Genomic DNA, 12,452 nt, shown 5'->3' with positions numbered 1-12,452 from the left:
ATTTGACAGCTTAAATATTTTTAATGTTCGTTTTTATTACGAAACTTAATCTAGTTTTTTGTTTGCACCTAAAGATTGATTAATTGCATCAAAACTTGCTTGGTTGTTTTTTGCTACTGATTCTTGATTGCTCATTAAATCATCGTGTTTTCTATTACCTCCTGTAGATCCTTTACCATCAACCGGAAGAACAACACTTAGTTTTTCAGTTGGAACAATAGGAGTTGTTGGATTTGCGAAAGAAGTTGCTACTACTACTAATGAGAATAATCCGAATGTTAAAGCTGTTTTTTTCATGACCTGAGGTTTTTAATGTTTGTTTTAATTTTTGGAGATGATTCGCTATTTGCGACGAATCAGAGTGTAAAACTAACACCGAGGTCGAAAAAAATTTATATGAAAAATTGAGTTTATGGTAGATCGTACCCAATTGATAGTCAATGGATAGCAAATTAATGTAATCGTCTAATTTTTAGACTTCTAGATAATTTCCTGCTGCAAAATCGGCAATAATCTGCTCTACATTTGCTCTGTAGGTTTTAGAAAAAGGAATCTTTTTGGTAGAGTTTTTTATGTAACAGATTGAGTTTCCGCTATGAATCCTAGAAATGTAATTTCGATTAATTACATAACTGTTATGAATACGGATAAAAGGATACGTCAAAACGCTTTCAAAATGCTTTAACGTTTTAAACGCCGTAATCATTTCGCCTGTGTTCAAATAAATATCTGTCGAATTATTATCAGCCTGAAAATAGCAAATATCTTCAGCATTTAGATATCGGTAATCTCCGTACGATTTTATACAGATCGTTAATGGCTTTTGAATGTTTTGCGGAATTGTTCCAGCTTCAACAATAACAGAAACTGGTTCTTCTCTAAACGGAGCTATTTGGGGCTCTAAATTGGCTCTATTGAGTTTTAAAATTGTTTTTAAAAGATCACTTGATGCAATTGGCTTAAGAAGATAATCGAAAACACCGTATTGAATAGCATCAAATGCTTTGTCTTTTTGCTTCGTTGTAACGATAATTTTAGGAATGTGCTGCAAAAAACGATGAAGTTCGCTAATAAAAGCCAGAGACAAATGACTTGCCAGATTTCTCGGTTCGATTTCGAGAAAAATCAACGCTGGTTTGTGTTCTAAAACCAAGTCTAAACCATCCTGAAAATTTGATGCCGATGCCATAAAAGATAATTCTGAAAAACCAGAAGCGGTTGTTTGGGTTTTCAAAATACTCTCAGCGTCATCATCAATTATAATATAGGAATACTTTTTCAATTTCAGGTTTGGTTGGTTTTCTCACTGCACAATCATAATCAAAAAATAGTTTTAAATCGATGCATTGAAGAAAAAAATTATTCTTGATGGTATTACAAATCTAAAATTACACTTTTAAAAATTTCAAACACCTCATTGTTAACACATTAAACAAAAATGTTGATACATAAAGATGAAATGCAAAAAAAGCCGATAAAATACCTATTTAAAAAAACAAAAATCCCAAACTCCTTGACGGAATTTGGGATCTATAAAATAACTTGTAAAGATTACATTTTCATTAACCAGTTTTTCATCGAAACTTCGTTTTCGATAATACCTCTTAATTCAGTAATTTTTACACGATCTTGTTTCATTGTATCTCTATGACGAATTGTTACTGTTTCGTCTTCAAGCGTCTGATGATCTACTGTAATACAGAAAGGTGTTCCTAAAGCATCTTGTCTTCTGTAACGACGTCCTACAGCATCTTTTTCATCATAAGCAACATTGAAATCCCATTTCAAATCTTCGATGATCTTTCTTGAAACTTCTGGTAAACCATCTTTTTTAACCAATGGCAATACCGCTGCTTTTGTTGGTGCTAAAACTGCTGGCAATTTTAAAACCGTTCTTGTAGAACCGTCTTCTAATGTTTCTTCTTTTAATGAAGTAGCAAAAACTGCCAAGAACATACGATCTAAACCTACAGAAGTTTCTACTACATAAGGAACATAGTTTTCGTTAAGTTCAGGATCAAAATATTGTAATTTTCTTCCAGAATATTCTTCGTGTGCTTTCAAATCAAAATCGGTACGAGAGTGAATTCCTTCCAATTCTTTAAATCCGAATGGGAAATTAAATTCGATATCTGCTGCTGCGTTTGCGTAGTGAGCCAATTTCTCGTGATCATGAAAACGGTAATTTTCTTTTCCTAATCCTAAAGATAAATGCCATTTCAAACGAGTCTCTTTCCAGTATTCGTATGATTTCATTTCTTCTCCTGGACGTACAAAAAATTGCATTTCCATTTGTTCAAATTCACGCATACGGAAAATAAACTGTCTTGCAACAATCTCGTTTCTGAATGCTTTACCCGTTTGAGCAATTCCAAAAGGAACTTTCATACGACCCGATTTCTGAACGTTTAAGAAGTTAACAAAAATACCTTGAGCTGTTTCTGGACGCAAATATAAATCCATCGCATTCTCAGCAGATGCACCTAATTTTGTTCCGAACATTAAGTTAAATTGTTTTACCTCTGTCCAGTTTTTAGAACCAGTTTCAGGATCAGAAATTTCAAGCTCTTCAATTAATGCTTTTACATCAGCCAAATCACCTGCTCCTAAAGAACGTCCTAAACGCTCTCTAATTTCTTTTTCTTTAGCTAAATATTCAATTACACGAGCATTTGTAGTTACAAATTCTTGTTCGTTGAATGCATCGCCAAAACGAGCTTTTGCTTTGTCAATTTCTTTTTGTGCTTTTTGGTGAATTTTTTCAGCATGATCTTCAACCAAGACGTCAGCTCTATATCTCTTTTTAGAATCTTTATTATCAATTAATGGATCATTGAAAGCATCAACGTGTCCAGAAGCTTTCCAAGTTGTTGGATGCATCAATATTGCAGCATCAAGGCCGACAATATTTTCATTCATTTGAACCATTGATTTCCACCAATATTCACGGATATTCTTTTTTAATTCGACACCATTTTGTGCATAATCATATACAGCACTTAATCCGTCGTAAACTTCGCTTGACGGAAAAATAAATCCGTACTCTTTTGCGTGCGAAACCACATTCTTAAATATATCTTCTTGTTTTGCCATAGTGATGCAAAAATATAAAAACTACCTATATAAAAAAGAAAAATTATGAAGATTGAAGTACTGTTTTTGTTACTTTTGTAAATAAAATCTCTCTTTTTGTGATTAATTATCTAATAAATTTATTTTTCCCCAAGGTCTGTAGTGGCTGTCGTTCGCTTTTGCTTCAGAATGAAACAGTTTTCTGTACTATTTGCCGACATGAAATGCCTTTAACTTACTATCATTTAGACCCAAAAAACGAGGCTGTTAAAAAATTCTATGGCAAGATTGATATTCAATTTGCAGCAGCATTTTTGTATTTCAATAAAAAAGGAATTGTTCAAGAGTTAATTCATAATTTAAAATACAAAGGACATCAGGAAATTGGAAGTGTGTTGGGAAGCTGGTATTCGGAAGATTTAAAAGAAATTCGATTCGAAGTTCCTTTTGATGCTATAATTCCTGTTCCGCTCCATAAAAGAAAATTTAAGGAAAGAGGCTATAATCAGGTTACTACTTTTGGAAAAGAAATCGCATTAGGTTTAGACATTCCTTTTGAAGAAAACATCTTAATTCGAAAATTGTACACCAAAACCCAATCCAAGAAAAATCTTTTAGGAAGATCTGAAAATATCGGAAACATTTTTGATGTCAAGTTTGATGAAACCCATCATCATAAACACTTTTTGATTGTAGATGATGTTTTTACTACAGGGGCAACTATCGAAGCATGCGCCAGAGCTTTATTAAAAATTCCTGGCGCAAAAATAAGTATGATTTGTATGGCTATGGCACATTAAATTTTTTAAAATTAATTTACCAATATCTTTTTTACTATTTTTCGTTGTCCATCTGTAACTGTTAAGAAATACAGACCGGATGGCACATTTGGCAATTGAATATCTTGAATGAAATATCCTGAACCTTGAAAAGTTCTATCGTAAACATATTTACCTACAATGTCATTAACGTAAACTTTAATCTCACTTACAGAATCTCTATTAAATTGTACGGTGAAACTTCCTTTATTTGGATTTGGATAGGCAATAAAATCAACATTCTCAAAATCACTGTTTCCTAATGTATAAGTTTTAGTACAGATATTTACAGAAGCAGAATTTATAGTGCCAAACATTCCGACAACTGCATCACGAACTTTAAAAGTCCAATTTCCTTGCGGATTTTCTCCATTAAAAGCACTTAAAGCACTAGCAGGAATTACAATTTGACTGATCGTTGAGCCACAATTTAAAGCAGCACCGCTATCATCAAATTGAAGTGCGAGAGTTGAATTTGTTGTACCACAGCTTTTATTAAATAACGAAACAATAGTACCGCTTGGACTCTCAATTTCAATTTCAAGATCTTCAAATCTTTCGTGCTTAACATTAACAGAAACATTTACATCTGAAATAGTTCCTGTAGAAGCTGGCACTGTTACTGTTTTGTTTATAAAGGTTGTACTTGTTCCTAATGAATAACCACCTTCAAAATTATAATTGGTACAAGATGTCGAAACTGTATATCCTAAAGCAAATGGCTTACTGTTTACTGCATAATAAATATTGTCAACCGGCTCAATTAGAAGTCTACAATTTGTAGAAACATCAATTTCTGACGGAATCAATATTGTTTCTGAACCATCATTTGGAGTATTACTTGCTAAAACGATTGGAAATGTCAATCCGCCATCAAGAGATAATTTTATATTTACATTTGAAGATCCTGGAAGTGTATTGGTATTATTTACACTCCAAGTAATGGTTTGCGCTGATCCTTTTGCCCATCCTAAATTATCCTCTTTTTGAGAAGTAACAGCAAATGGTCCCGCAGCTGCATTTACAGTAACAACCATTGCATCTGTATTGGTTTGTGCAAGTCCTTCTGCAGCATTGTCTCTTCCCGTAAGTGTAAAGTTCATTGTTTTTCCGATAGAAGAAACAGATTCCCAACTTGTCGTTAATTGATTATTTAAAACAGAACTTAAAGCAGGCATATAACGAACTGGAGAAGTTGTTGGCGAAAAAGATCTAAACATTGGCCCATCTGGTTTTGTAGCATATGTAAAACTATTTCCAGCAAAAGTTGTCATTGCACTATCGTATTGTTCCCATGAATAGGTTATCGTATTTCCTTCAGGATCAGAACCTGTTCCTTTTAAAATAAATGGTGTGCTAATTGGAATCGTATAATCTAAACCTGCTTTTATTACTGGTGGATTATTATTATCAATTGGTATTGTTACGGGGCAAGTTTTTCCCGCCAAATTATTCTGTATCTGATTAATGCTGGCATACGAAAAATAAGCATCTGAATGATCTTGAATATTATATCCCTTTGTCACTCCTGCGTATCCCATAATAGTTGAACCGCTTCCTGGTTCATAGCATGTTCCGTTACCTTCATTTTGAAAAGAAAAAGTATGCGAGCCTCCAAGTTGATGCCCCATTTCATGAGCAACAAAATCAATATCAAAATTATCTCCTTCTGGTTTTGCGTCTGCTGGAGATGTAAAAGCACTACCTTTTCCTATTGGCTGGTTCGTTGTTGGACTTACACATACACAACCAATGCAACCCGCATTTCCTCCTCCGCCAGAAGCTCCAAACAAATGGCCAATATCATAATTGGCTTCGCCGATAACATTGGTTAATGTGGTTTGCACTTCCTTCATCCAAATAGGATTATCTCCAGTTGCTCCAACCGATGCTATAGAATAAGGATCTGTGGAAGCATCTGTATAAATAACGGCATTATTATTAGCAATTAAAATTACCTTTACAGAAAGATCCCTTCCAAAAATACCATTTACTCGAGTTAATGTAGCATTCATTCCTGCTAAAGCTCCCGCAACTGTTCCGCCAAAATAAGCAGCATATTCTCCTGTACAGGATAATGCCAATCTTAGCGTTTTAAACTGTTTTGCATTTGAAGCCGTTTTTGCAGTAGCAGATTTATTTTCAGAAACCAGATTGGTTGTTTTGCAATCTAAAATCATCTTTGACTCAGCATTATCTTGTGCTCTAAACAAAACGTACTCCGATTTATTCTCTGGATTTTGCTCAATATATTCTGTTGGTTTTGCTGGTCTAAAAACCATTGTCTGCATTCCGATTGGAGCAACGCTAAAATGTATCTTAGCATTTTTATCGTCTATTCCGCGACCTTCATACGCTCTAATTTCAGGATATTTCGCTTGTAATTCTGGTGCAAAATTAGACGATTCCCATACAGAAAAACGCTCCAAATTTCCATCAGCATTCGGAATCGTAATTTCTGAAGCTGTTGTTTTTGCCGTTTTACTTGATGCAGAAGCTAGCTTGGAACTAAGAAGATTAGCATTTAATCTATAATATAATTTATTAGAACTTAGGCCATCTGCTTTTCGTAAAACCGATGAAGAAGTTACTTTTTGCCATAAAGCATCTTGTGCATTTGCACTAGCAAAACAAAAAATAAGAAATATATAAAGTAGTTGTTTTCTCATACCTTCAAAATATAATATCAAAATTACTTCAATTAATTTGAAATCATATTATCTATACGACAATTATTGATTTTTAATCGACGAGTTGGCTTATTTTTATAAAAAGATAGATTATCCCTTAAAATTCGATTTGGCATAGTATTAAATTTTAAAGAGAATAGTATAAATTTGCAGCATCTTAAATAATTTGTTTTGAAGCTCTTTCATTCTATAAACGATTTTCAGTCAACCAAGAAAACAATCTTAACTCTTGGTACCTTTGATGGTGTGCATATTGGTCATAAAAAAATTCTGGAACGAATTACGCAGAATACTGAAAATGGAAAATATGAAAGTCTGGTTCTTACCTTTTTTCCGCATCCGCGAATGGTTCTTCAAGAAAAATCTGAAATAAGATTATTAAATACCATCGACGAAAAAGTAAAACTTTTGGAAGCGACAGGCATTGAAAACTTAATTGTGCATCCTTTTAATGAAAGTTTTTCTAGATTAACGGCTGAAGAATTTGTTCGTACAATTTTGGTAGATAAATTTCAGATTCAAAAAATTATTATCGGACATGATCACCGTTTTGGTCGCAATAGAACTGCAAATATTGATGATTTAATTGCTTTTGGAATTGAGTATGGATTTGAAGTAGAGCAAATTTCTGCCGAAGAAATCCAAGATGTCTCTGTTAGTTCAACCAAAATTAGAAAAGCTTTAAATGAAGGAAATATGGCTTTGGCCAACGAATATTTAGGTTACAGCTATTTCTTGAACGGAACTATCGTAAAGGGAAAACAATTGGGACGAACAATTGGATTTCCTACAGCAAACATTCATATTGAAGAAGATTATAAACTGATTCCAAAAATTGGTGTTTATGTAGTAAAAGCTGTGGTGAACAAAGAAACTGTTTATGGAATGATGAACATCGGCTTTAATCCGACTGTTAATGGAGATAAACAAACCATCGAAGTTCATTTATTTAATTTTGACAAAGACATTTACGATCAAAATATTGAAGTCTCTTTATTGCATTATATTCGCGAAGAACAAAAATTTAGTTCATTAGATGCGTTAAAAGCACAACTTAATCAGGACAAAATCGATTCTTTGGCTTTTATAAACACTTCTCTAAAGAATCTGACCGTATAGTTTTTACTGTTTTTAAATCATCGTAGTTATTTTTTTAGTAAATTTGATATAACTCTGTTTTTCAAATATTTACTATTAACTTCTAAAAAATAACCACTATGAAACTACCTAAAGAAATTACCAACGGGTTTTTGATTTTCCTCGGAATTGGCATTTATTTTTTATTAATGAATGTGCTAGGTCTAGCAAATTTGTTTTATTTGAGAACACTCAACGTTTTCTTTATCTTCTACGGTGTTAACAGGACAATGCAAATGAACCTTCATGAAGGAGAAACCAATTTTCTATCAAATGCTATTTCTGCAATGACCACTTCTGTAGTTGGTGTATGTATGAGTGTATTTGGATTATTAGTTTATAGTTACGCTCGAGGCGGAGATGCTTACGTAAAAACTTTATCTGAAACTTTTATGTTTGGAGGAAATCCATCAGTACCAACTTATTGTATTTGTCTATTATTTGAAGGAATTGCTTCTTCTGTAATTGTTACTTTAATGATGATGCTAATTTGGGGTAACAAATATGCCGCAGATTAATTTTTTTTAAATCCGCAGATTTAATGATTTCTAATTCGATTAAATCAAAAAATTAGCTAAAAGAGTTCATTTATCTCAAAAAATATTTTTAAATTGCTTATAGATCAGTGCTATAAGCAATTTTTTTTATTTAGTAAAATGAAGTTAAAACAAATCGAAAGGGTGAAAAAAATCTCGAGAGACGATTTTGTTTCCCAATATGTCAAAAAACAAATTCCTGTTGTTATCGAACAATTGACCGAAGATTGGCCAGCTTACAACAAATGGAAATTATCTTATATGAAAGAAATCGCAGGAGATTCAGTCGTTCCTTTATACGATGATCGACCTGTAAATCACGAAGACGGATTCAATGAGGCGCATACCACAATGAAAATGAGTGATTATATCGACTTATTAGAAGAAAAGCCTACCAATTACCGTATTTTTCTTTATAATTTAATGAAAGAAGTGCCTTCGTTAAAAAATGACTTTTTATGGCCCGATATTGGCTTAAAACTTGTCAAGCAGATGCCAATGCTATTTTTTGGAGGAGAAAATTCAAGAGTTTTTATGCATTATGACATTGACTATTCGAATATTCTTCATTTTCATTTTCATGGAGAAAAACAATGCATGATTTTCCCGCCAAACCAGTCAAAATTCATGTATAAAGTGCCACATGCTTTAATTTCGAGAGAAGATATAGATTTTGATAATCCTGATTACGAAAAATTTCCAGCGCTCAAAAACGTCGAAGGTTATATCACTAATCTAAAACATGGCGAAATGCTTTATATGCCCGAAGGATATTGGCATTATATGAAATACCTAACGCCAGGATTTTCTATGAGTTTGAGGTCATTTCCAAAAAACATTCTCAATTTGTCCAAAGCAGCCTATAATGTTTTTATTATGCGACATTTTGATATTATGATGCGAAAAATTCAAGGTCAAAAATGGATTGATTATAAAAATGAAAAAGCAATTACCAATACGCACCAAAATTTACGGCGTACCGCTTAATCAAATAAAAAAAAAGCGGTTGAGATATAAAATTCTCAACCGCTTTTTTTATTTAAATACTATTTTCTTCGTCACTATTTTACCACTATCTAAAGTTATTTTAACCAATAAAACTTGTGGACCAGACTGAAAGTTTGTTATAACCCATTCTTTATTTCCGATTTGTTTTTTACGATATAACAATGTCCCGCCCGTATCATAAACAGCAGCTTCTTGAAGATTCTCTTGCTCCGAGAAAGACTCGAGTTTGATGTTTTTATCTTTCACCGAAACAAAAATTTGCTGATCTTGATTTTCGAAATCTTCATTTCCTAATGGTTTTCCTCCATTTGAATTTGTATAACGCAATACAAATCGATCTAGAAAAGTTCCTGGCGCTGATGTAAACGTATAACCGCCAGACCTAAGATTGTAAATAGTGTTTGTCACTTTATCTTGAAGATAAATATCCTGATTTGCCAAATCTCCATCGGCACGATCTATTGCAATTGTAAAATCACCTTCTTCAATGGTTGACTTATATCCTAACGGAATTGTATCTGTAACAGCAAAAGGTAACGCACGCCCTTGAATAGCAAGTTTTTTTCCTTCATTGATACTATAAAAATCAACATACGGATTTGCATTCAGTGTGGCTGCATCATAATTAAAATCAAACGAGTTTGTTGCTCCTGTTATGTATCCAATTAGCAATTGTTTAAAAGCTCCTTGCGTATTTGTAAAATTCAGCCATACACGATGTTTTTCAACAACCTCGGTTTTCGCAGATTTGTAAAACTGGCTATTAGAATTAGGTACTCGCATCGAATTTGTAAAAACAGCACTTTGTCCTGTTCTTGCTTTTGCAAAAAATCCCTGTCCTGCAGCAATATAACCATGTAATGGTTCTTGATTTCCTGGAGATGTCGCACCGGTACCACTTAAATTGCCAACTGTAGTATCTCCAGATAAATTATAAATTGCGTAATCATCGTTTGAATAAGTAGCAGTATTGCCTCCTGGCACAGCAATTCTAGGAGATGTATTATGAGTCCAAAAATATAACGTACCATAAAAATTAGCTGCATTATCGTGAATAAATTGATCTGCATAAATTGCTGAAGGATACGGATTTCCAAAAAAGCAATACTTTTCAGCTCTAGCTGGAGGCCCTTGGATTGTTCCATTATTTGGTACTCCAATAAATTCGCCTGTAAAAACACTTGCTGTCACGGTACTGAAAGATTGTGGTCCTCTGATACTGTAGCCTTCCCCAGCATTCATTACCATTGTACCGTACAAATTAGTACCCCATTTAAAATCAGAAGTCCAGTATAAATATTTGTCGAAATATGTTTCTGGTGAAAACTCATTCATCGTAATGCCTGGATTTCTTGTTACTGGAGAAGACCAATAAGTCAGATCAAATCGTCTTACGGGTGTTTTTCTTCTATAAGTTATAACGCCAACATTAGCTACATCGGCAACTTGAACTAAGCTTGATTTGTCTTCAAAAATTAAAATTCCGTTACCAAGAACAGTCACTTCATTGGTCACAGTTATTGAATTTGTTTCTTCTACAATTAGAGATCCATTGTTTTCAACTGTTAATCTGCTAGCGAAAAAACTTGCATTGGTTCCAGAAATAATAGGATCAATACCTACATCAGGAATATCTACACAATCAGAAGCAATAGGAACTCCTGTCGGTGTCCAATTTGCAGGATTCCCCCAACTGGCATCAGTATTTCCATTCCATACTTTAGTAACAAAAGCATTTATTGTAACGGAGGTAGCTTCAGATTCACAATTTGATGTACTATTTTTCACGTTTACATAGTAAATTCCAGAAGACAAACCAGTAAATATTCCAGTAGTATTACTAAAATCGACTCCGTCAATGCTATAAGTATATCCTGTTCCAGATGCAGGCGAAGTAACCGTTATAATACCCGTATTGTTTACACAGGTAGGTTGCTGTGTTACTGAAGCTGTTGGTGCAACTGAAACCGAATTCACTGTTAAAGAAACTGCTTGAGTTGCCAGACATCCATTAGATGTTGTAATAGTCATTACACCATTGTAGGTACCTGCTACTGTGTTTGCTGGAACATTTACATTTATAATATCACCCGATCCTGAACTAAAAGGAAATGGTGTTGCTCCTTGATCTGTTAAGGCAATCCAATCGATCTCGTAACTAATTGGTGATCCTGTAGTAGAATTATAACTCAAAGTAGTAGTTTGAGATGATGAACTTTGACAAACGGGAGAAAAGACTCCCCCTGTACTTATTGTTGGGGCATCATAAACTGTTAAAGAAACTGCTTGTGTTATTGAGCATCCATTTGAGGTAAAAACTGTCATAATTCCACTATAAGTTCCTGCAGGAGTATTTAAAGGAACATTAATATTGTTGATATTTCCTCCTCCTGAGTTAAAAGAGAAAGATGTATTTCCTTGATCATTTAATGTCGCCCAGTCTATAGAGTAACTCGTTGGCGAACCTGTTGTTGCAGAATATAATAACGAAGTTACTTGCGCCGATGCACTTTGACAAATTGATGTTAAATTTCCTGATGTAGTAATTGTTGGCTGAGAATTAACCGTAACCGTAAAACTGTTTCCTGAGGAAACGCAGCCGTTTGCATTTTTAACCGTTAAAGTTCCCGTATAAGTTCCGGCGGCTGTTCCCGCAGGTACGGCAATATTAATTGAACTGGCCGATAGAGATGCATCGGTAACGGGAAGAAAATTGTTTGTCGGGCTGGCGTTCCAGACAATGCTATAGGTCGTAGGCGCGTTTGTCACAGCGCTGTAGCTCAGACTGGCGCTCTGCACACCAGCGCTAAAGCACATCGCTCCTGCCGATCCGAGCGTGATAGTCGGAAGAGGATTGACCGTAACCGTAAAACTGTTTCCTGAGGAAACGCAGCCGTTTGCATTTTTAACCGTTAAAGTTCCCGTATAAGTTCCGGCGGCTGTTCCCGCAGGTACGGCAATATTAATTGAACTGGCCGATAGAGATGCATCGGTAACGGGAAGAAAATTATTTGTCGGGCTGGCGTTCCAGACAATGCTATAGGTTGTAGGCGCGTTTGTCACAGCGCTGTAGCTCAGACTGGCGCTCTGCACACCAGCGCTAAAGCACACTGCCCCTGCCGATCCGAGCGTGATAGTCGGAAGAGGATTGACCGTAACCGTGAAACTGTTTCCTGAGGAAACGCAGCCGT

9 protein-coding genes are annotated in these 12,452 nt (G+C 34.5%); 4 read left to right on the top strand and 5 right to left on the bottom strand.

The window, feature by feature from the left end; translation table 11 throughout:
* Positions 1–45 precede the first annotated feature (45 nt).
* From JC605_RS05625 to JC605_RS05615, 3 genes are all read right to left on the bottom strand, one after another.
* Complete coding sequence (locus JC605_RS05625) at positions 46–297, bottom strand: hypothetical protein (protein ID WP_198855253.1); 252 nt, start codon at positions 295–297, stop codon at positions 46–48.
* A 175-nt stretch (positions 298–472) separates the two neighbouring features.
* Entirely contained in the window at positions 473–1,282 is an 810-nt protein-coding gene (locus JC605_RS05620) for a LytTR family DNA-binding domain-containing protein (RefSeq protein ID WP_198855252.1), read from the bottom strand.
* Positions 1,283–1,551: 269 nt separating this feature from the next.
* Positions 1,552–3,093 carry a glycine--tRNA ligase gene (locus tag JC605_RS05615; protein ID WP_111425276.1) on the bottom strand — a complete coding sequence of 514 codons (1,542 nt, stop codon included), beginning with the start codon at positions 3,091–3,093 and terminating at the stop codon, positions 1,552–1,554.
* Between the two features lie 203 nt (positions 3,094–3,296).
* Here JC605_RS05615 and JC605_RS05610 point away from each other — a divergent pair, with 203 nt between their 5' ends.
* Positions 3,297–3,872 (top strand): ComF family protein, encoded by a 576-nt coding sequence (locus tag JC605_RS05610; protein ID WP_198855251.1) that lies wholly within the window; start codon positions 3,297–3,299, stop codon positions 3,870–3,872.
* Between the two features lie 11 nt (positions 3,873–3,883).
* On the opposite strand, the gene JC605_RS05605 is transcribed toward JC605_RS05610, so the two are convergent.
* The gene (locus JC605_RS05605; RefSeq protein WP_198855250.1) at positions 3,884–6,559 is read right to left on the bottom strand and encodes a reprolysin-like metallopeptidase; all 2,676 of its coding nucleotides are present in this window, start codon (positions 6,557–6,559) and stop codon (positions 3,884–3,886) included.
* 192 nt (positions 6,560–6,751) lie between these two features.
* Here JC605_RS05605 and JC605_RS05600 point away from each other — a divergent pair, with 192 nt between their 5' ends.
* From JC605_RS05600 to JC605_RS05590, 3 genes are all read left to right on the top strand, one after another.
* Positions 6,752–7,699 carry a bifunctional riboflavin kinase/FAD synthetase gene (locus JC605_RS05600; RefSeq protein ID WP_198855249.1) on the top strand — a complete coding sequence of 316 codons (948 nt, stop codon included), beginning with the start codon at positions 6,752–6,754 and terminating at the stop codon, positions 7,697–7,699.
* A gap of 98 nt (positions 7,700–7,797) precedes the next feature.
* Positions 7,798–8,235: a hypothetical protein gene (locus JC605_RS05595; protein WP_198855248.1), complete on the top strand. Its 438-nt coding sequence runs from the start codon at positions 7,798–7,800 to the stop codon at positions 8,233–8,235.
* A 138-nt stretch (positions 8,236–8,373) separates the two neighbouring features.
* Positions 8,374–9,240: a cupin-like domain-containing protein gene (locus tag JC605_RS05590; RefSeq protein WP_198855247.1), complete on the top strand. Its 867-nt coding sequence runs from the start codon at positions 8,374–8,376 to the stop codon at positions 9,238–9,240.
* Between the two features lie 48 nt (positions 9,241–9,288).
* Here the strand turns inward: JC605_RS05590 and JC605_RS05585 are convergent.
* Positions 9,289–12,452, bottom strand: a 3,164-nt coding sequence (locus JC605_RS05585) for a T9SS sorting signal type C domain-containing protein (RefSeq protein WP_198855246.1), incomplete at its 5' end; no start/stop codon positions are given.

Source organism: Flavobacterium sp. IB48 (genome assembly GCF_016405855.1).
GTDB classification, from domain to species: Bacteria; Bacteroidota; Bacteroidia; order Flavobacteriales; family Flavobacteriaceae; genus Flavobacterium; species Flavobacterium ginsengisoli.
Note: the sequence above shows the minus strand (reverse complement) of the source record. Positions and strands in the feature narration are given on the sequence as shown.